The organism is Streptomyces sp. PA03-5A (genome assembly GCF_033792725.1).
Taxonomy (GTDB): Bacteria; Actinomycetota; Actinomycetes; order Streptomycetales; family Streptomycetaceae; genus Actinacidiphila.
This window is the reverse complement of the sequence record NZ_JARAVL010000006.1, coordinates 46,441-65,831: the sequence shown is the minus strand read 5'-3', so window position 1 is coordinate 65,831 and position 19,391 is coordinate 46,441. Positions and strand designations below refer to the sequence as shown.

The window sequence follows — 19,391 nt, the reverse complement described above, 5'->3', positions numbered from 1 at the left end:
CCCCTGACTGGCGGGGTGATCTTAGGGTCCGCGGCCGACGCAGGGGAACGCCTGTGCACAGGGATTCTGACGGAACATGACATGTTCCCGGGCACCGTCACCCGGCGGGGCCGGACGACCCGATGACGACCACGCGCGCCCAGTCGGGCGGCGTGTCCGGCACGTAGTCGGGATCGTGCTCGCGCCACGAGCGGCGCCCGCCCTGGCGGGGGAACAGGCCCACGACCGTGCGGCAGGCCGGGCGCGCGTCGGGCCAGGGCGTCTGACCGTCGGTCAGCACCACGACGACGTCCGGCCGGGGCCGTGTGCGCAGCGCCCGCGCGAAGCCGCTGCGCAGGTCCGTACCGCCACCGCCCACCAGCGGGATGTCCTCGGCACGGCACAGCGGGTGGGCGATCCGGGCCGCGGCGTCGCACGGCACCACGGTGACCAGGTCGCGACGGCCGCCCACGGCGCGGGCGATGGCGGCCACTTCGAGGAGCGCGCTGCCCAGTTCGGCGTCACTGACCGAGCCGGACGTGTCGATGACCACGCAGACCCTGGGCGGTCTGCGCCGCAGGCTCGGCAGGACGACGCCGGGCACACCGGCCGACCGGCGCGAGGGCCGTCCGTAGCTGTAGTCCTGGCCCGCGCCGGAACCGGAGGCCGCCGAGCGCACCGCCGCGCCCAGCAGTTCCCGCCACTGCTGCGGCGGATGGAACGCCTCCTCCGCCCACCGCCGCCAGCTCTTCGGCGCATGGCCCGGGCGGCCGTTGATGGCCTGCGCCACGCGGAAGCGGACGCCGTCCCGTTCCTGCTCGCTCAGGCCGTGGGCGCCCTCCGGGCCCAGGTCCCACTCGCGTTCGAGGCCGTCCGCGCCGCTGCCGCAGTCCAGCCAGACGAAGTCCTGCGTGAGCGGGCCGATCCCGAACCGCCCGAGGTAGTCCTCCATGAGCTGCCCGTCGGGGAGTCCCAGGGTCCTGGGGAGGACGGCGCCCTGAGGCGTGTCCAGCCCGTCCCCGAAGGCGTCGTCGTTGACCTCGCAGTCCGCGGCGATGTTCATCCGCAGCCGCTCCGCCGGGCCTTCCAGTCCCTGCTCCCGTGCGACGCGGTCACCGCGCCCGTGGTGGTCGCGCAGCAGGTGCGACACCTCGTGCACCCACACCCCGGCCAGTTCTTCGAGCGGCGTGCGGTCCACGAACCCCGGTGAGACGTAGCACCGCCAGTGCGCGTCGACGGCCATCGTCGGCACCCGCCGGGACTCCACGACGTGCAGCGCGAACAGGGCCGTCGCCAGATAGGGGCGCACCCGGGCGGCGTACAGCCGGGCGGCGAAGAGCTTCTCGAGGTCCAGCGCCACCGGCGCCTGCGCGTTCACCGGCCGGCCTTCGCGACGAGCCCGGCCCCGGTCCGGTCGGCGGCCCGGTCGGCGCGCCGGGACAGGGACACCACTGCGGCCAGCCGCTCGATGGCCGCGGGGACGTCCCATTCCTCGCGGCGCAGCGAGGCGAGCGTGGTGGCCGGGACGACGACCAGATCCGGGGCCCCGGTCTCCAGGGCCCGGACCAGCAGGGCCCACGCCGCGTCCCAGCGCGACTTCTCCGGCCGGTTGCGGACGGCGTCCACCACACCGTCCAGGACGGCCTGGCGCAGGTCCCCGCGCTCGGGCAGGACGGCGCCGGCCGGGTCGGCGAGCAGTTCCTCGGGGTCGGGGAGGTCCATGCGGTCCATGCTCGCCAGCAGCTCCAGCCCCGGACCGTCCCCGACGGCACCTCTGACGAGCAGGGAGAGCACGTCCCGGGAGGCGTCGGCCGCGGTCGCGAAGGCGATCAGGCACAGCGTCATCTCCCAGCTCCGGGGGGACGGCCAGGCGCCGCCGCGGCGGGTCTCGTTGGTGGGGAGGCGGTGGACGAGGCCTGGGCGGGCGGCGAGGAGCCCGCACACCGCGCGGCGGGCGAAGTCCACGGCACCGGGCAGCTTCCCGGGGTCGAGCCGTGGCAGCGTCGCCCGGGGCCAGGTGCCGCCGAGGCCGCGGACCACCACGTCGTGGTCGTGCGTCCACTGCAGGTGGACGAAGCGGTTGGCCAGCGGCGCGCTCAGTTCCCAGCCGTCGGCCGCCGAGGAGCGGGGGTTCGCGGCGGCCACGATCCGGACCCCGGGCGGCAGCCGCAGGGCGCCGATCCGCCGTTCGAGCACGAGACGGAGCAGGGCCGCCTGCACCGCGGGCGGCGCGGTGGACAGCTCGTCGAGGAAGAGCAGGCCCCGGCCGGCCCGGACCAGCCGGACCGCCCAGTCCGGCGGGGCCATCGGGACGCCCTGTTCGGCGGGGTCGTCCCCGACGACGGGCAGCCCGGAGAAGTCGGACGGCTCGTGGACGCTGGCGATCACCGTGGTCAGCGGGAGGTCGAGGGCGGCGGCGAGCTGGGTGAGCGCCGCGGTCTTGCCGACCCCGGGCTCGCCCCACAGGAGCACGGGCAGGTCGGCGGCGACGGCCAGAGTGAGGGCCTCCAGCTGGGTGTCGGGGCGCGGTTCGGTGGTGGTGTCGCGCAGCAGGGTCAAAAGGGCGTCTGCGACGTCGAGTTGGGGGGCGGAGTCCGGGTCGGCGGGCAGGGTGGACAGGGCGGACGTGGGCATGGGTGATCACCTCGGGGGTCTGAGAAGCCGAAAGCCGAAAAGGGGTACGGGAGCGTGCGCGGGGACACCGCGCACGCCCCGGGGTCAGCGGGAGGCGCGCTGCCGCGGGTGCGGCCGACCGGGGCGGGAACGGGTGCGGGGTGCCGGGAAGCGGTCGCGCGGCGGCACCCGCCCGGGGGCGGGCCCGGCGAGACCTGCCCTGAACAGGCCGTAGACGATGCGCCGTTGGGCGGCCGCCTCCAGTTCGTCCCGCAGCGGTCCGTCGCGGAGCACCGCGCCGGGACCGAGCAGTCCCTCGACGACGGCCAGCGCGCCGGCGGTGTCGCCGTGGTCGAGGCGTGCCCTTACGTCGGCGAGGGATTCCGGACGCCGGTGCGCCCGGTCGATCGCCTGCAGGCAGGGCAGCGGGGTACCGGTCAGCGCGACCAGCAGTTCCTCGCGGCGGATCTCTTCCGGGTCATGGTCCAGCGCGGTCAGGACGCCGTCGACCAGGCCGATCCGGTGCGGTGCGCCCCGGCACTCCACGACGCGCGGTCGTCCCGGCCGCCCCCGCGGCAGGGACGGACCGGACGGCGTGTGATCCGGTACGAGCGCGGCGGCGACCAGCGGGTGCAGCCCGTCGGCGCCGATCAGTCCGGCGTCGAGCAGTTCGAGGTCCGGCGGCACCCAGGTCGCCGCGTCCGGCAGCACCGGCAGCGCCCGGGCGCCGCCACGGTCCGCGGGCGCCGCCGAGATCCACGCGATGGGCGCTCCTGTGCCGTCACCGTCGCCGGTCACCTCCACCAGCAGCCGGTGGCGGGAGCCCAGGCGCACGGTGACGGCACCGCTGGTGCGGCCCTCGGCACGCAGCACCCTCCGCGCCTCGTCCGCCCACCGGTCGACCGCGCAGCGCTGGTACGGCGGCAGTGGCCCGGGCGGTTCCGGGTCCGGGAGGGGAGGCAGGTCGGCGGACCCGCGGCCGGTTCCGGCGCGCAGCGGCAGTTCACCGGTTCTGCGCGCGTCCCACAGGTGGCGGTGCAGGTCGAGACGGAACCGCCGGTGGGGACGGGCGTGCGGATGGTGGAGGGCACCCGCGCCGGGGTGGTCCGGGTCCCACAGGGCGAGGCTGATCCGCTGCCCGCCGTCCGCCCACGCCGGCGGGGTCCGGACGACGAGGTGCACCTGGTCGCCGCCCTCCGGCTCCGCGGCCCCGTACCCGGCCAGGGAGATGGTCAGGCCCGGACGCAGCAGACCGTCGGGGGCGACCCTGGGCATGTGCCAGCGCAGCAGGTCGGGGACCAGATGCCGGAGGTCGGCCCGGACCCGGGCCGCGAGTTCCCGGCCGTGGGTACGGGCGAGGGAACGCAGGTTGAGGTCGACGTCGATGCCGGCGGCGGCACAGGCCCCGGCCCAGTCACCGCCTCGGCGGCGGGCGGTCGCGGTCTCGACCATGGAGGGCGGCACGGCGAACTCGCGCACGCGCAGCCAGAAGGAGAGGCGGGAATCCTCGTTCGCGGTCTGAGTGAGCATCAGCACTCACCTTGCGCGGACGGGGCCCCCAATCTGGAAGGAGAGTCAGTTGTCATCGCGGGGAGCATAGCGTTCCCGTCACGATCTGTCAGGCCCTCACCCGGCACCGACGCCCCGGCACCGGGCGCCGCCAGGCTCCGCGGGGGCCCGGGTCACGTCACGGAGCGGATGGTGCCGCCGTCCACGCGGATCGTGGCGCCGCTGACGTAGTCCGCGTAGGGGCTCGCCAGGTAGGCGACGGCGCCCGCGATCTCCTCGGGCCGGCCGAAGCGGCCGATGTCGTTGGGCACGAAGTCCCGCGCGGCGTTGCGTTCGATCTCCTGCCACGACCGGCCCCAGCCGCGCTCCGGCGCGAGTCCGGTGATCAGGTCCTGCACCGCGTCGACGAGGATCGCCCCGGGGGAGACCACGTTGGAGGTCACCCCGGTGTCCTTCAGCTCCCGCGCCAGGGAGACGGCCAGGTTGTGCCGCGCGGCGAGCGACGCGTTGTAGTGGGGCTGCATCGCGATCGGCTGCGAGGCGAGCCCGCCGCCGATCTGGATCACCCGGCCCCAGCCGCGCTCGCGCATTCCGGGCACCAGCCGCTGGATCATGCGGACGCCCGAGACCACGTTGACCTCGTACGTCCGCAGCCACTCCACCGCGGTGGCCTCGGCCCAGCCGACGTGGTCGTACGAACCGGCGTTGTTGACCAGGACGTCGACCTCGCCGGCGACCCGGGCCACCGCGTCGGCGCCCTCGTCCGTGGCGAGGTCGCCGATCGCCGCGGCGACGGCCCCGGTCCTCTCCGCCACCTCGCGCGTGCGCGCCTCGTCCCGTCCGTGCACCACGACGTCGGCGCCCTCCGCGGCGAGCAGCGCGGCGATCGCCGCGCCGAGGCCGGAGCTGGAACCGGTCACCAGGGCCCGGCGGCCGGTCAGGTTCAGATCCATCGCAGTGTCCTTCCGATCATGTATACACCCGTAGACATGACTCCAGTCTACACTCGTCAACATGACGACTCCGCGACGCCGCGACGCGGCCGCCACCAAGGAGGCCATCCTGCGTGCGGGCATCGAGGCCTTCACCCGGCACGGCTACGACGGCGTCGGAGTGCGGGAGATCGCCAAGGCCGCCGGGGTCACCGCGATGCTGGTGGGCCGCTACTTCGGCTCCAAGGAAGGGCTCTTCGCCGAGGTGGTGGAGGCGTCCATGACCGAGCGCACGGTCCTCACCAGCGACCCGGCCACCCTCGCCCGAGACGTGGCCGCCGCACTCGTCCGCCGGACCGCGCCGGAAGCCGACAGCCTCGACCCGTTCCTCCTCATGCTGCGCTCGGCACCCAACCCCCGCGCCGCGGAGATCCTGCGGGCCGGCATCGAGAACCACGTCGAGGCCCATCTGCTCGACGCCGCACCGCAGCTGCGGGGGACCGACCGCGCCGCCATGGCCCTCTCGGTCGTCGCGGGCTTCTGGCTGATGCGCACGATCATCGGCAGCACCGCGATCAACGGCACCGACGAGGCGGCCCTCGCCCGGAGGCTGGAACAGGTGTTCGCCCTGCTCCTCGACGGCTGACCACACTCCCGTTTTGCCCGGTCTTTGCGGCTCCGCGGAAACAGAATCGCGGGGTCCGGGGTTGCGACCTACATGGCGACTCTTGGACTGATCGGCAGCGGATCCATCGGCGGCACCCTGGCGCGGCTCGCCGTGGACGCGGGCCTGGACGTGGTGCTCAGCAACTCACGCGGACCGGAGACCCTCGACGGCCTGGTGGCCGATCTGGGCCCCCGGGCACGCGCGGCGACCCCGGCGGAGGCCGCCGCGGCGGGCGACTGGGTCGTGGTGACGATCCCGCTCAGGGCCTTCGACCAGGTCCCCGCGGCCCCGCTGACCGGGAAGACGGTCATCGACACCGGCAACTACTACCCCCAGCGCGACGGCCGGATCGCCGCGCTCGAGGACGGGACCAGCACGGAGAGCGAACTGCTCCAGGGCCACCTGCCCGACGCCCACGTGGTGAAGGCGTTCAACAACATCTTCTTCCGTCACCTCGCCGCACTCGCCCGCCCGAAGGGCTCGCCCGACCGGACCGCCCTGCCGATCGCCGGCGACGACCCGGTCGCCGTCGCGCACGCCACGGAACTCCTCGACGTGCTCGGCTACGACGCGGTCGGCTACGGCACCCTCGCCGACAGTTGGCGTTCGCAGCCCGGCACCCCCGTGTACGGCCTGCCCTACGCGGGCGGCGAGGCGGACTTCTCGAAGGCCACGGCGACCCCAACGTCCGCCGACACGATCCGGGCCGCTCTCGCCGCCGCCACCCGCTGAAGGACGGACCCCGCGGCAGCGCCGACAGCGCCGGAGGACACGTGACCGATCCGCTGACCGACGTCCTGGGCCTGCTCGACCTGCGCAGCGCACACTTCGCCCGGCTGGAGGCCCAGGAGCCGTGGGCCGTCGGCTTCCCCGGCTACCGGCACATCAAGTTCGGCGCCGTGCTCCTCGGCAGCTGCCGGATCGCGGTGACCGGCTCCGGGGCCCCGGAGCCGGTCACCCTGAAGGAGGGCGACTGCTACCTGATCGGCGGTGGCCGTGGCTACGAACTGGCGGGCGGTCCCGAGGTCCCGGCGGTGCCGAGCGACGAGGTCTTCGCCGGCTTCAGGCCCGGGAACACGGTCCGGATCGGCACGGCGCCCGACGCGGTCCTGGTGGGCTGCGGATTCGACCTCGACGAGGCCAACGCCGCCGTACTCCTGGACGTGCTGCCGCCCCTGATCCACGTCGGCGCCGGGTCCACCGCGGCGGAGGGCATCCGGGCGGCGCTCGAACTGCTCCGCGTGGAGACCGGCGAGCCCGCGCTCGGCACCCCCTTCGTGACCGAGCGGCTGGCGCACGTCCTGCTGGTCCACCTGCTCAGGGCGCACGTCGCCGAGCACGGGCCAGAGGGCGGCGCCTGGCTCACCGCGCTCGCCGACCGGCACGTCGGGGCCGCGCTGGGGCTGATGCACGACCGGCCCGCACACCCCTGGACCGTCGCCGAACTCGCCGGGAAGAGCGGGATGTCGAGGTCCCGGTTCGCCGACAGGTTCACCAGGACCGTGGGCGTCCCGCCGCTGGAGTACCTCGCGGGCTGGCGCATCCGCTCCGCGGCGCGGGAGCTGAGGACGGGCGACCGCACCGTCGCCTCGATCGCGGCGCGCTGGGGCTACGGCTCCGAGAGTTCGTTCAGCCACGCCTTCAAGCGCGTCATGGGGTCCTCGCCCGGACGCTACCGCGCGGCGGGACCGCACCGCCCCGAAGGGGCGCGGTGAGGGCCCCGGAGATCTCCGGGGCCCTCACCGGCCGGGGCGCGCCGGTCAGTGGCCGGCGTCGGTGGTGATCAGCTTGGCCAGCTCCCCGGGCATGGACAGGAAGGGCGAGTGGCCCGAGGGCAGCCGGTGGGTGCGCTGCGCGCGGGCCGCCATGGTCTCCTGGAACTCCGGGGCGAGCGCCGTGTCCCGCTCGGTGAGGACGTAGGTGGAGGGCACCGTCTTCCAGGCGGCGGCGGTGAGGGGTTCGCAGAAGGACCTGGCCGTCTGGAGGACCAGGCGCGCGGTGGCGTCCTCCGCGTCCTGCGGTGCGGCGTCCCCGTAGAAGGCGGCCTTGGCGTCCTCGTAGTGCCCGTGCGCGGACAGCGAGGCGACGCCGGCGCCGGAGATCTTGCCACCGCTCATGCCGTCGATGGACTCGCCCTCGTCGAGCACGAAGGCGGAGAGGTAGACGATCCGGGACACGTTCGGCGCGTCCGCGGCGGCCTGCGTGACGGGGATGCCCGCGTAGGAGTGGGCGAGGACGGTCACCGGGCCGGCGACGGCGTCCAGGCGCTCGCGGACGGCCCGCGCGTCGTCGTGCATCCCGGCCGTGTTCCCTTCGTCGGCCGAGGCGCTCGGCAGGTCGACGGTCTCGACCCGCCAGCCCAGCGCGGTGAGTTCGGGGACGAGCCTGTCGAAGCACCAGGCGCCGTGCCAGGCGCCGTGGACGAGGAGGATGGCGGGCCGGCTGTTGTCTGCAGTGGTCATGTGAGGCCTTTGGTACACGGTCGGGAACGCGGACGTCGGTGACGCCCTCCGTCACCGACCGTAGTTCCGGGGCCTGCGGCGGACCATGCGCGTCCGTCCGGCGTTCTTGAGCGCGCGTCCCGCGTACGCGCGCGGGGCGGGGCGGCACCCGGCACCGGGGGGCCGGTGTCCGGGCGCCGCCGAGGAGCGCGGCGAGCGTCAGCTTGCGTCGTGTGCCGCGTCCCCGTTCCCGTAGCGGCGCCGGAACCGCTCGACGCGGCCGGCGGTGTCCACCACGCGGGCGGTGCCGGTGTAGAACGGGTGGCTCGCGGAGGAGATCTCCACGTCCACGACGGGGTAGACGTTGCCGTCCTCCCAGACGACGGTCTTCCCGCTGGTCATCGTGGAGCGGGTGAGGAAGGCGAAGTCCGCCGCCCGGTCGCGGAAGACGACGGGACGGTAGTCGGGGTGGATGCCGGGTTTCACGGGTTCTCCGAGACGTGTCGTGCGGCCCGCGGGGGCCGGTGGTGGGGCGTGCCGGGGGTGGGGCGTGCCGAGGGCGGTGTCACCAGGAGGCCTTGCGCACGCCGGGGAGGTGGCCCACGTGGGCCTGGGCGCGCACGTTGATCCGGGAGAGGCCGAACGCCCGCAGGTGACCGCGGGGCCGCCCGTCGAGGGCGTCCCGGTTGCGGACCCGGGTGGCGCTGGCGTCGCGGGGCTGCCGGTCCAGCACCCGCCGCGCCGCGGCCTTCTCCTGCGGGGTGGCCGTGGGCCGGCGCAGGACGTCCTTCAGCTCGGCGCGGCGTGCGGCGAACCGCGCGACGACGGCCTTGCGCCGCTCGTTCTTCGCGATCTTGCCGGTCCTGGCCATCAGACCTTCCCTCCCCGCGCGCGGATGACGGCGACGGCCTTCTCGATGCCGATGCGGTCCACGGTCCTGATGCCCTTGGCGCTCAGCGTGAGCCGGACGGTGCGGCCCTCGCCGGGCAGCCAGTAGCGCTTGTGCTGGACGTTCGGGTCGAAGCGGCGCCTGGTGCGCCGGTGCGAGTGCGAGACGGAGTTGCCGAAGCCGGGCTTGCGGCCGGTGAGTTGGCAGTGTGCGGGCATGACGGTCCGTTCTGTCGTCCGGTGGGCCGGCGGAGCACCCACCGAGCTTATTGGAAATGAAAACCAGTTCTGTATAGTATCCGCCATGGACCCTGGTGTGGCGCGCCGCCCGCCCCTTCCACCCTGGCCGGCTGCACGCGGCGCTGGAGGATCTCAGCTGCGCCGCCGCCCGCAGCCGCGGCCGCTTCTGGCTGGCCGACCACCCCGACACCCTGTTCTCCTGGGAGGCGGCCGGTGGTGCGCTGTGCATCGAGGACGTCGGGCCGTGGCTCGCCGCACTGCCCGACACGGCATGGGAGACCGTGCCGGCCGAACGGCGCGTGGCGGCCGCCCTGGACTGGCATCCCGAACACGGCGACCGCGGCCAGCACCTCGCCTTCACCTCGCCCGGCCTCGACCGCGAAGGGCTGACGGCCACCCTCGACCGCTGCCTGCTCACGGACGCCGAGTACGCGATCGGACCGGCCGGCTGGCGCCGCCTCCCCCACGCCTTCGACGACTTCCTCGACCACGCGGCCTGAACCGCACGCCGCCACGACCACCGGAGACAGCACCATGACGACCGTCCACACCCCACGGCCACGGCCAAGGGCAGGGGCAGGGGCCGGGGCAAGGACGCCCGCAAGCCCCGCCCCAATCCGCTCATCGCCGCGGGCATCGAGTACGTCGACTACAAGGACACCGACCTGCTGCGGAAGTTCGTCTCCGACCGGGGCAAGATCCGCAGCCGGCGGGTCACCCACGTCACGGCCCGGCAGCAGCGGGCCCTCGCGCGGGCGGTGAAGAACGCCCGCGAGATGGCCCTGCTGCCGTACGCCTCCCGCTGACCGCACGCCCACCACCCGTACAGGAGACTCCGATGGCCGTACCCAAACGCAAGACCTCCCGCAGCAACACCCGTCACCGCCGGGCCGGGTGGAAGGCGGCGGCTCCCCACCTGGTCCCGGTCACCGCCGACGGCCGTGAACAGCTGGTGCCGGTCCACCTCGTCGCAGCGTTCCGGCGCGGCCTGCTGCCCGGGCGGGACTGACCGCGCCGCGCCGGACCGTCAGCGGCGGTGCCACTCCTCGGCCAGGAGCCGGTGGGAACGGACCCGGTCCTCGTGGTCGTGGGTGATGGTGGTCACGATCAACTCGTCGGCGCCGGTGGCCTCCTGGAGCTGCTCCAGCTGGTCGGCGACACGCTGCGGCGACCCGACGAACTGGGTCTCGACCCGGTCGGCCACCAGCGCCCGGTCCGCTTCCGTCCACGGGTGCGCCCGGGCCTGTCCGGGGGTGGGGAACTCGATGGCGCCCTCGGCGGTCCGGATGCTGCGGACCCAGGGGGCGTAGCCGGTGGCGAGCTCACGGGCCCTCGCGTCGTCCTGCGCGACGACGACGTCGGCGGAGACGCTGACGTAGGGCTTGTCGAGCACGCCGCCCGGCTGGAAGGCGGCACGGTAGCCGTCGACCGCCTCCAGGACGCTGCCCGGGCTGACGTGGTAGTTCGCGGCGAAGTGCAGTCCGTGGCGGCCGGCGACCTCGGCGCTCTGGCCGCCGCTGCTGCCGAGGATCCACACCTGGACGTCGGCACCCTCCCCCGGCACGACGTGCGCCTCGACGCCGTCCGCCGAGCGGTAGGTGCCGCGCAGCAGCGCCAGGATGTCGTCGACCTGCTCGCCGTAGTCCTGGGAGCGGGCGCCCGGCTGCTGGAGGAGGTGCCGCTGGAGCGCGATGCGCGGTGAGCCGAGCAGGTGCTCGAAGGAGAACTTCGGCGGGATCCGCAGCCCGCCCGGCGTCCGGCCGTCCACGACGGGTGTCGTGGTCGGCACCGGGTCCGGCGTACCGCCCGGCGGGCGTCCGCCGGAGCGGCCGAGCCCCAGGTCGAGCCGCCCCGGGTGCAGGGCGTCGATGAGGCCGAACTCCTCGACCGTGGACAGGGCGGTGCGGTGGCCGAGCTGGACGGCCCCCGAGCCGAGCCGGATCGTGGAGGTCGCGGCCGCGGTGAGGGCCAGCAGGACGGCGGGCGAGGTGCCGGCGACACCGGGGTTGAGGTGGTGCTCGGCGAACCAGTAGCGGGCGTAGCCGGACTCCTCGGCCCGCCGCGCGAGGTCGATGCTGTTACGCAGGGCGTCGGCGGCGGTGGAGCCGGACGATATCGGGACGAGGTCGAGGACTCCGAGCGGTGTGCGGGACACGATGGGCGTTCTCCTCAGCGATGGGCGGGTTCGGGCGAGGACGGGGCCGGGGCCGGGGCCGGGGCCGGGGCCGGGCCCCAGGCGAACGGCGGGTCCGGGATGGCGCGCCGCAGCACCGGGGCGACCTCGGACTGGAAGAGCTCGAGCGAGCGGCGGTGCCGGTCGGGGGACAGCCCGCCCGCGTCCGCGTGGACGTGCAGCACCGTGTGGCCGAACCGCTCGTGGTAACGGTGGACCTTGTCGACGACCTGCTGCGGGCTGCCGACCAGCGCCGAACTGCGCGCCACGAAGTCCTCCAGCGTCGGGAAGACCGGTTCCAGGCCGAGCCGCTTCTGGAACGCCGACTGCGCCTCGAACACCCGGCGGTAGGCGGCGACCGCCTCCTGGGAGGTGCGGGCGACGTACAGGCCGGCCGTCCCGGCGCCGACCGCGATGCGGGCCGGGTCGTGGCCGTGGTGGGCCCAGCGTTCGCGGTAGTGGCGGATCAGTTCCGCGTACGGCTCGACGGGGTGGGTGACGTTCGCCGAGAACAGGGGGTCCCCGTAGCGCGCGGCGAGGTCCACCGACTCCTTGCTGGTGGCGCTGCCGTGCCACACCCGGATCGGCTGCTGCAGCGGCCGCGGCCATGCCTGCGCGTCCTTCAGCGCGGGACGGAACCGGGTGTCGGCGGTCACCTTCCCCTCCCGCCAGAGCCGGCGGAACACCTCGTAGCTCTCGGCGTTGCGGTCCCACTGGTCCTCGGGGGTGACGTGGAACAGCTCGCGCTGCGCCGTGCCGTTGCCCTTGCCGATGATCAGCTCCAGGCGGCCGCCGGACAGGTGGTCCAGCGTCGCGTAGTCCTCGTAGGCCCGCACCGGGTCGAGGAGGCTGAGCGTGGTCACCGCGGTGAACAGCCGGATCCGGGAGGTGAGGGCGGCGATGTGGCTGAGCACGACGGGCGGTGAGGAGGAGAGGAACGGCCGCTCGTGGCGCTCCCCCACGCCGAAGCCGTCGAAGCCCAGTTCCTCGGCCAGCAGCGCGTTGTCGAGCACCTCGCGGAACCGCGCGGCGGTCGGCTTCAGCGCCCCGGTCACCGGGTCCGGGGCGTGCACGATCAGGGTGATGGCCAGGAACCTCACGACGCGTCCCGCTCCGCCGCGGCGCCGGCGTCGGGGTGGGCGAGACCGAGGTGGTCGCGCAGCGTCGTCCCCTCGTAGTCGGCGCGGAACGCACCCCGCTCCTGGAGCAGCGGGACGACGGTGTCGGCGAAGCCGTCCAGGCCACCCGGGGTGACGTGCGGGACGAGGATGAAGCCGTCGGCGGCGTCGCCCTGTACGAAGTCGTCGATGGTCGCGGCGACGGTGGCCGGGGATCCCACGAAGGACTGGCGGTTGCCGGTCTCGATGACCAGGTCGCGGATCGACCACTTGTTGGCGGCGGCGAGCTCCCGCCACTCGCGGGCGGTGGTCAGCGGGTCGCGGTACATGCGCACCTGGGCACGGCCGCGGGCGACGGTGTGCTCTCCGGGATCGGGGTCGACGTCCGGGAGCGGGCCGTCCGGGTCGTAGGCGGACAGGTCGCGGTTCCAGACGAACTCCAGGTGCTTGATCGCGGTGGCCCCGCTGACCTGCTGCCGCCGCACCTCGCGGGCCAGTTCGGCGGCCTCGGCGTCGGTGTCGCCGAGGACGAAGGTCGCGGCGGGCAGGATGAGCAACTGGCCGGGACTGCGGCCGTACTTGGGCAGGCGGCCCTTGACGTCGCGGTAGAAGGCCCGGCCCTCCTCGAAGGTGCTGTACCGGCTGAAGATGGCGTCGGCGTCGGCTGCCGCGAACTCCCGGCCCTCCTCGGAGTCGCCGGCCTGGAAGATCACGGGGCGCCCCTGCGGGCTGCGCGGGACGTTGAACTGCCCGTGGATGTCGAAGTGGTGCCCCTTGTGCACGAAGGATCCGGCCCGCGCGTCGCGCAGGAAGGTGCCGGTCGCCCGGTCGGCGACGATCTCGTCGCCCCGCCAGGAGTCGAGGAGCTCGCCCGCGGTGGCCAGGAACTCCTTCGCGCGGGAGTAGCGCTCCTCCTGCGGGAGGAAGCCGCCGCGGCGGAAGTTCTCCCCGGTGAAGGCGTCCCAGGAGGTGACGACGTTCCAGGCGGAGCGCCCGCCGGAGAGGTGGTCGAGGCTGGCGAACTGCCGGGCCACCTCGTAGGGCTCGTTGAAGGTGGAGTTGATGGTGCCGGTGAGCCCGATGCGCTCGGTGACGGCGGCGAGCGCGGCGAGGACGGTGAAGGTGTCGGGGCGGCCGACCACGTCCAGGTCGTAGATCCTGCCGCCCTGTTCGCGCAGGCGCAGGCCCTCGGCGAGGAACAGGAAGTCGAACTTGGCGCGTTCGGCGGTCCGGGCGAAGTGCGCGAAGGAGCCGAACTCGATGTGGCTGCCGGCCTGCGGGTCACTCCACACGGTGGTGTTGTTGACACCGGGGAAGTGGGCGGCCAGGTGGATCTGCTTGCGCGGCTTGCTCATGGCGTACGGTTCCTCCGGCTCAGGCGGTCGCGCTGGTGGCGGCGTAGCGGTTGGCGGGGCGGGCCAGACCGAGCAGGCCGCGCAGGGTGCGGGCCTCGTAGGCGTCCCGGAACGCGCCGCGGCGCCGCAGTTCGGGCACGAGCCCCCGGGTGATGGCCGGCAGGTCGTGGCCGATCACCCCCGGGCGCAGCCGGAAGCCCGTGAGCCCGGCCCGCCGCCACTCCAGCAGGAGGTCCGCGAGGCCTGCGGGCGTGCCGGCGAAGACCTTCGCGTCGCTGGTGTACGACGTGCCGGCGAGGCCGTCCAGTCGCTCCAGGCGGGCCCGCGCCGCTCCGGCGTCGTCGTCGAGGAGGACCACGAGGTCGCCGAAGATGTGCAGGGGCTCGCGCTCCCGGCCGGCCGCCTCCTGGGCGGCACGTATCCCGGTGACGATCGAGCGGGCCTGGTCGCCGTCGTGCGGGGTCACGTATCCGATGTCCGCGGAGCGGGCCACGAGCCGGAACGGCACGTCGCTGTGGGCGAGGGCGCTGACGACGGGCTGGCCCTGGGGCGGCCGCGGCGTGATGGAGGGGCCCTTGACGCTGAAGTGCCGGCCCTCGAAGTCGACGTAGTGGAGCTTGTCGCGGTCGATGAAGCGGCCGGTGGCGACGTCGCGGATCTCGGCGTCGTCCTCCCAGCTGTCCCAGAGGCGGCGCACCACCTCGACGTAGTCGGCCGCCTCGTCGAAGAGGTCGGTGACCAGCTCCCGTACCGCCGGGGTGTCCAGGTCCTCGATGCCGAACGGGGGGATGGCGCGCCTGCCGAAGTGCGCGGCCTCGTTCCGCCGGGCCGAGACCTGGACGCGCAGTCCGGCCCGGCCGGTGCTCACGTAGTCGAGGGTGGCGATGGCCTTGGAGAGGTGGAACGGCTCGGTGTGGGTGGCGACCACCGTCGGCACGAGACCGATGTGCCGGGTCAGCGGGGCCACGCGCGCGGCGATCAGGACGGCGTCGAGACGACCGCGCACCTGGTCGGTGCGTCCGTCGGGTTCGGTGAAGTGGGACGACTGCGGACCGAGGGAGTCCTCGATCGTCACGAAGTCGAGCAGCCCCCGCTCGGCCTCGGTGACCACGTCCTGCCAGTAGCGGGCGGTGAGCAGTTCACGGGGCCGGGCCGTCGGCTCGCGCCAGGCGGCCGGGTGCCAGCCGGCCCCGTCGAGGGCCACGGCCAGGTGCAGCGGGGCGTTCGGCGAGGAAGCGGGAAGAGGGTACGGCGAAGGGATGTCCGAGGACATGGGAGGGGCCTTCCTGATCGACCACGGGTCTCAGCGGCCCTCGTCGGGAGGGCCGGCGGCGGGAACGGGGGTCAGGAACGACAGAGGGAGGCGGCCACGCGCTGCAGGTCGATGTGCGCGCGGGAGTAGAGCAGGGGAGCGCGGTGTGGGGCGGGGACCACGAGGGACACGCGGGACGGCGTCGGCACGGACCTCACCTCCGCTCTGTCCGGATGCGGCGGGCGGCACGGCGCGCCCGTACTTCTCCTGTCGACGGAAACGCCTTCCCTAGCCGGTCTGTTCCCCCGGGCCGCCCGGGGTTCGCAGGAAGAGGAAGGTCGTCCGGCGGCGCAGGGTGAACCCGATCGACTCGTAGAGCCGGATCGCACCGGTGTTGACGGCGGCGGCATGCAGGAACGGGGTCTCCCGGCGGTCCCTGATCCCCGCGGCTACGGCCCGTACCAGCCGGGTCGCCAGGCCCCGGCCACGGTGACCGGGGTGGGTGCACACCGCGCTGATCTCCGTCCATCCCGGGGTCCGCAGTCGTTCCCCGGCCATGGCGACCAGGCGTCCGCCGTCCCGGATGCCGAGGTAGGTGCCGAGTTCGACGGTCCTGGGGAGGAAGGGGCCCGGCTTGGTGAGGGCGATGAGTTCCAGGATCTCGGGGACCTCGGCGGCGCCCAGTCGCACCGCCTCCGGGGCGTGTTCGGCGCGCAGTGAGGTGTCGACGAGCTGCACCCCCATCCCGCCCTCGACGAGTTCCCATCCGTCCGGCGGCTGCTGGGCGCCGGTGACCGCGACGGCCGCCCCCGGCCCGGCGAGCACGGTCAGGTCCGCCCAGGCCCGCGGATCGGCCGGGTCGGACAGCGCGGTGAACGGGGAGACGTCGGCGGGGTAGCGGGCGGCGAGGCCGACGCGCTCGGCGAACCGGGCGTGCGGACCGGTGAGCGCCGCCCAGGCGGGGTTGTCCAGGACGTGCGGTGCCGCCGGGCTGTGCGGGCGGTCCGCGGGGATGCTGAGGGACATGGCTGCCGGATCTCCGTACGGTCGTGCGGCGGACGGGGCGTCAGGAGTTGTCGAGCGGCAGTCCGGGCGGGTTGACCTCCGAGGTGCCGACGGCCTCGTTGGACAGGTTCCAGGCGGCGAGCCACTTGGCGTACTGCCCGTTCTCGATCAGGTGGTTGACCGCGGCCGCGACCGGCTTCGCGAGCCCGCTGTCCTTCTTCGCGGTCGCGGCGATCAGGCCCTGCAGGCTCGCACCGGCGCCGGAGAACTTGCCCGCGTTGCGGGTGGGGTGGGGGGTCGTGGCGACCTGGGTGACGTGGTAGGCGATGCCGGGGTTGGGGCCGAAGTAGGCGTCGATCTTCCCGCCGCTGAGCGCCAGATAGGTGCTGTTGTTGTCGGGGAAGTACTTGACGGTCAGCTCCTTGCCCTCCGTCTGGAGCTTCTTCCGCCACTCCAGGAGGATCTTCTCCTGGTTGGTGCCGGACCCGACCGCGACGGTCTTCCCGGCGAGGTTCCGGTAGTCGTCGGCGAAGTTCCAGGTGCTGTCCTTGAGGACCTCGAAGGCCAGGTTGTCCTCCCGGTAGGAGGCGAACTCGTACTTCCGCTTGCGTTCCTCGGTGTCGGTGACGTTGGAGAAGGCCACGTCGACCTTGCCGCTGTCGATGCCGACGAAGAGGTTCTCCCACGTCGAGTTCTTGAGCCGGGGCTTGAGCCCCAGCACCGCCGCGACCAGACGGCCGAGGTCGGGCTCGGCGCCGGTGAGGGTCTTCTGGTCGCTGCCGACGTACGCCAGCGGCGCGAAGCCGGCGGGCAGCGCGCCGACGCCGATGACCAGCTCACCTTTGTCGGCGACGGCCTTGGGCAGTCCGGCGCTGATGGACTTCACCTCCGTCACCTTCAGCGTGGTCTCCTTGGCCGCGCCGTTGGACAGGCTGCCCACGGTGACCGTTCCGGTGGAGGATCCCGCGCCGATGGTGGCGGAGGCCTCGCTGTCGCTCCCGCAGGCGGCGAGTCCGCCGGCGAGGAGGGTGAGGGCGGCGGTGGCCGTCAGGGTACGGATGAGTCTGCCGCGAGGGCGAAGAGTGCGCATGGCCGTCCTTGTCCGTTGTCTGTCGTTCGTCGTTCGTCGTTCGTCGTTCGTCGTTCGGTGGTCCGTGGAGCGCGGGGAAGCGGTCAGAGGACCTTGCTGAGGAATTCCTTCGTCCGCTCGTGTTCGGGGTGGTTCAGCACCCGGTCGGGCAGGCCCTGTTCGACGATCCGGCCCTCGTCGAGGAAGACGACGCGGTCGGCGACCTCCCGGGCGAAGCCGATCTCGTGGGTGACGATCACGAGGGTGGTGCCGCTGGTGGCCAGGTCCTTGATGACGGACAGCACCTCGCCGACGAGCTCCGGGTCGAGGGCGGAGGTGGGTTCGTCGAAGAGGATCACGCCGGGGCGCAGGGCGAGGGCCCGGGCGATGGCCACGCGCTGCTGCTGGCCACCGGACAACTGCCGGGGATAGGCCGCGGTCCGGTCGGCCAGCCCCACCCGGCCAAGCAGGGTGCGGGCCAGCTCGCGCGCCTCCGGCTTGCGCAACCGGCCGGTCGCCACCGGGGCGGCGGCCACGTTGTCGAGCACGGTGAGGTGCGGGAAGAGGTTGAAGTTCTGGAAGACGAAGCCGATCCGGCTGCGCTGGATGAGGATCACCCGCTCGCTCAGTTCCCTGAGGCGGGTGCCGTGCCGGCGTACGCCGATGAGCTCCCCGTCCAGGCTGACGTGACCGGCCTCGGGCTTCTCCAGGTGGTTGATGACCCGCAGCAGCGTGGACTTGCCGGAACCGGACGGCCCGATGACGACGGTGACCTCCCCGGGCCGGACCGTCAGGCTGATCCCGTCCAGCACCCGGTGGGCGCCGTACCACTTGTGCACGTCGTGGACCTCGACGGCGGCCGGCCGTATGTCGGTGGTCATGTCGCGGTCTCCGTCCGGACGCGGGCCCGCAGGTCGCCCAGGGCGATCCGCAGTTTCTGCAGGGGGGTCGGCGGGACGGTGCGCAGCGCGCCGCGCGAGTAGTGCCGCTCGACGTAAAACTGGACGACGGAGACGACGCTGGTGAGGATCACGTACCAGACGGTGGCGACCAGCAGCAGCGGCACGATGTCGCCGGGGTAGGTGCTGCCCATGCTCTGGACCGAGCCGAACAGGTCGAGCAGCGAGACGTAGAAGACCAGCGAGGTCCCCTTGATCAGCCCGATGAGCTGGTTGACGTAGTTGGGGACGACGGACCGCAATGCCTGCGGAAGCACGATCCTGGCGAACTGGTAGCGCTTCGGCAGGCCGAGTGCGGCGGCCGCCTCGTGCTGGCCCTGGTCCACCGAGAGGATTCCGGCCCTCACCACCTCGGAGGCGTAGGCCGCCTCGTTCAGGCTCAGACCCACGACGGCCACCACCAGGTCGGTGGCGAGCCTGGACTCGTCGAAGGTGAGGAAGGCCGGCCCGAAGGGCACGCCCAGGCTCAACGTCCGGTACAGCGCACTGAAGTTGTACAGGAACAGCAGCACGACGATGAGCGGCACCGAGCGGAACAGCCAGGTGTACGTCCAGCTGACGGCGCGCAGCACGGGGCTGCCGGAGAGCCTGGCCAGTGCGAGCGCGATCCCGCCGAGCAGGCCGAGCACAGCGCTGTACGCGGCCACCTCCAGGGTGATGAGCAGCCCGTCCAGGATCACCGGCCGGACGAACCAGTACGCGAAGCGGTCCCACTGGTAGAAGGGGTTGGTCACCAGGCCGTGGGCGATCTGGGCGACGAACACGAGCACGACCGCGGTGGCGATCCAGCGTCCGCGCCGCCGCAGCGGCAACACCCGCTGTGCGGTGGGGGGTCGTGGTGCGGGGAGCGTTCCGCCGGCGGGCGTTCCGGGCGGGGGCGGCGCCGGCCGGGAGGACACGGCGATGCCGGATGGTTCGGTCATGGGGGACTCCAGCGGTTCGGTACGCCCCGGTCGCGCACGCGGCAGCGGCCCCGCCGGGATCGGGTGTCCGGCGGGCGTGGCGATGGGACGGGGAGGCGGGCGGAGCGGGCCCGGGCGGGCCCGGGCGGGAGGGCACGCCCCCGCGTCAGCGGCGGGGGCCGGGGTTCAGGAAGCCGTCAGCCTTGACAGAGGGCGCGACAGTGCGCGGTACACGCGCAACAGGAGGCGCCGGGGACGTGGTGCGCGGCGACGGGGAGCCGCGGGTGCG

The 19,391-nt window shown here is 73.7% G+C and carries 21 protein-coding genes and 1 pseudogene; 6 read left to right on the top strand and 16 right to left on the bottom strand.

Translation table 11 applies throughout. From position 1 onward, the window contains the following. Window positions 1–97 precede the first annotated feature (97 nt). The 4 genes from PV410_RS09060 to PV410_RS09045 all read right to left on the bottom strand — a co-directional run bounded on the left by PV410_RS09060 (window position 98) and on the right by PV410_RS09045 (window position 5,054). Window positions 98–1,357 (bottom strand): vWA domain-containing protein, encoded by a 1,260-nt coding sequence (locus PV410_RS09060; protein WP_500323492.1) that lies wholly within the window; start codon window positions 1,355–1,357, stop codon window positions 98–100. Next, entirely contained in the window at window positions 1,354–2,613 is a 1,260-nt protein-coding gene (locus PV410_RS09055; RefSeq protein WP_500323490.1) for an AAA family ATPase, read from the bottom strand. The genes PV410_RS09060 and PV410_RS09055 overlap by 4 nt, the downstream gene beginning before the upstream one ends. Before the next feature lie 84 nt (window positions 2,614–2,697). Continuing rightward, entirely contained in the window at window positions 2,698–4,122 is a 1,425-nt protein-coding gene (locus tag PV410_RS09050; protein WP_500323489.1) for a hypothetical protein, read from the bottom strand. Window positions 4,123–4,274: 152 nt separating this feature from the next. Then, window positions 4,275–5,054, bottom strand: coding sequence for an SDR family NAD(P)-dependent oxidoreductase (locus PV410_RS09045; protein WP_500323488.1), 780 nt, complete (start codon window positions 5,052–5,054; stop codon window positions 4,275–4,277). 61 nt (window positions 5,055–5,115) lie between these two features. Here PV410_RS09045 and PV410_RS09040 point away from each other — a divergent pair, with 61 nt between their 5' ends. From PV410_RS09040 to PV410_RS09030, 3 genes are all read left to right on the top strand, one after another. Next, window positions 5,116–5,679 carry a TetR/AcrR family transcriptional regulator gene (locus PV410_RS09040; RefSeq protein ID WP_500323486.1) on the top strand — a complete coding sequence of 188 codons (564 nt, stop codon included), beginning with the start codon at window positions 5,116–5,118 and terminating at the stop codon, window positions 5,677–5,679. A 72-nt stretch (window positions 5,680–5,751) separates the two neighbouring features. Next, window positions 5,752–6,432: an NADPH-dependent F420 reductase gene (locus PV410_RS09035; RefSeq protein ID WP_500323485.1), complete on the top strand. Its 681-nt coding sequence runs from the start codon at window positions 5,752–5,754 to the stop codon at window positions 6,430–6,432. A 41-nt stretch (window positions 6,433–6,473) separates the two neighbouring features. Continuing rightward, a complete protein-coding gene (locus PV410_RS09030; RefSeq protein ID WP_500323483.1) occupies window positions 6,474–7,415 on the top strand; it encodes an AraC family transcriptional regulator in 942 nt (313 codons plus the stop codon). Window positions 7,416–7,460: 45 nt separating this feature from the next. Here PV410_RS09030 and PV410_RS09025 read toward each other — a convergent pair whose 3' ends face one another. The 4 genes from PV410_RS09025 to rpmB form a co-directional block, all read right to left on the bottom strand. After that, the gene (locus PV410_RS09025; RefSeq protein WP_500323481.1) at window positions 7,461–8,162 is read right to left on the bottom strand and encodes an alpha/beta fold hydrolase; all 702 of its coding nucleotides are present in this window, start codon (window positions 8,160–8,162) and stop codon (window positions 7,461–7,463) included. A gap of 198 nt (window positions 8,163–8,360) precedes the next feature. After that, complete coding sequence (locus PV410_RS09020) at window positions 8,361–8,627, bottom strand: type B 50S ribosomal protein L31 (protein WP_500323479.1); 267 nt, start codon at window positions 8,625–8,627, stop codon at window positions 8,361–8,363. A 79-nt stretch (window positions 8,628–8,706) separates the two neighbouring features. Further along, a complete protein-coding gene (gene rpsN, locus PV410_RS09015) occupies window positions 8,707–9,012 on the bottom strand; it encodes a 30S ribosomal protein S14 (RefSeq protein ID WP_500323477.1) in 306 nt (101 codons plus the stop codon). Further along, the gene (gene rpmB, locus PV410_RS09010) at window positions 9,012–9,248 is read right to left on the bottom strand and encodes a 50S ribosomal protein L28 (protein ID WP_499516046.1); all 237 of its coding nucleotides are present in this window, start codon (window positions 9,246–9,248) and stop codon (window positions 9,012–9,014) included. Before rpmB ends, rpsN begins: the two co-directional genes overlap by 1 nt. An 89-nt stretch (window positions 9,249–9,337) precedes the next feature. On the opposite strand from rpmB, the pseudogene PV410_RS09005 reads away from it, so the two are divergent. The 3 genes and pseudogenes from PV410_RS09005 to rpmF all read left to right on the top strand — a co-directional run. After that, window positions 9,338–9,769: pseudogene (locus PV410_RS09005) on the top strand (CobW C-terminal domain-containing protein); the annotation flags it as partial. A gap of 123 nt (window positions 9,770–9,892) precedes the next feature. Continuing rightward, the gene (gene rpsR, locus PV410_RS09000; RefSeq protein ID WP_500323707.1) at window positions 9,893–10,075 is read left to right on the top strand and encodes a 30S ribosomal protein S18; all 183 of its coding nucleotides are present in this window, start codon (window positions 9,893–9,895) and stop codon (window positions 10,073–10,075) included. A gap of 32 nt (window positions 10,076–10,107) precedes the next feature. Further along, window positions 10,108–10,278, top strand: coding sequence for a 50S ribosomal protein L32 (gene rpmF, locus PV410_RS08995; RefSeq protein ID WP_500323475.1), 171 nt, complete (start codon window positions 10,108–10,110; stop codon window positions 10,276–10,278). Between the two features lie 18 nt (window positions 10,279–10,296). On the opposite strand, the gene PV410_RS08990 is transcribed toward rpmF, so the two are convergent. The 8 genes from PV410_RS08990 to PV410_RS08955 all read right to left on the bottom strand — a co-directional run bounded on the left by PV410_RS08990 (window position 10,297) and on the right by PV410_RS08955 (window position 19,123). Then, window positions 10,297–11,424, bottom strand: coding sequence for an LLM class flavin-dependent oxidoreductase (locus tag PV410_RS08990; RefSeq protein WP_499516042.1), 1,128 nt, complete (start codon window positions 11,422–11,424; stop codon window positions 10,297–10,299). A gap of 14 nt (window positions 11,425–11,438) precedes the next feature. Beyond that, window positions 11,439–12,542 (bottom strand): LLM class flavin-dependent oxidoreductase, encoded by a 1,104-nt coding sequence (locus PV410_RS08985; RefSeq protein WP_500323473.1) that lies wholly within the window; start codon window positions 12,540–12,542, stop codon window positions 11,439–11,441. Further along, window positions 12,539–13,915: an NtaA/DmoA family FMN-dependent monooxygenase gene (locus PV410_RS08980; protein ID WP_500323472.1), complete on the bottom strand. Its 1,377-nt coding sequence runs from the start codon at window positions 13,913–13,915 to the stop codon at window positions 12,539–12,541. Before PV410_RS08980 ends, PV410_RS08985 begins: the two co-directional genes overlap by 4 nt. Window positions 13,916–13,934: 19 nt before the next feature. After that, window positions 13,935–15,188, bottom strand: a complete 1,254-nt coding sequence (locus tag PV410_RS08975) for an LLM class flavin-dependent oxidoreductase (protein ID WP_500323471.1) — start codon at window positions 15,186–15,188, stop codon at window positions 13,935–13,937. Between the two features lie 267 nt (window positions 15,189–15,455). Beyond that, on the bottom strand, window positions 15,456–16,193 hold the full coding sequence (locus PV410_RS08970) for a GNAT family N-acetyltransferase (RefSeq protein ID WP_500323469.1): 738 nt from the start codon (window positions 16,191–16,193) through the stop codon (window positions 15,456–15,458). Between the two features lie 40 nt (window positions 16,194–16,233). Then, window positions 16,234–17,262, bottom strand: a complete 1,029-nt coding sequence (locus PV410_RS08965) for an ABC transporter substrate-binding protein (RefSeq protein WP_500323467.1) — start codon at window positions 17,260–17,262, stop codon at window positions 16,234–16,236. A gap of 83 nt (window positions 17,263–17,345) precedes the next feature. Next, window positions 17,346–18,122 (bottom strand): amino acid ABC transporter ATP-binding protein, encoded by a 777-nt coding sequence (locus PV410_RS08960; RefSeq protein ID WP_500323466.1) that lies wholly within the window; start codon window positions 18,120–18,122, stop codon window positions 17,346–17,348. After that, window positions 18,119–19,123, bottom strand: a complete 1,005-nt coding sequence (locus PV410_RS08955; protein ID WP_500323465.1) for an amino acid ABC transporter permease — start codon at window positions 19,121–19,123, stop codon at window positions 18,119–18,121. The genes PV410_RS08960 and PV410_RS08955 overlap by 4 nt, the downstream gene beginning before the upstream one ends. Between the last annotated feature and the right edge of the window lie 268 nt (window positions 19,124–19,391).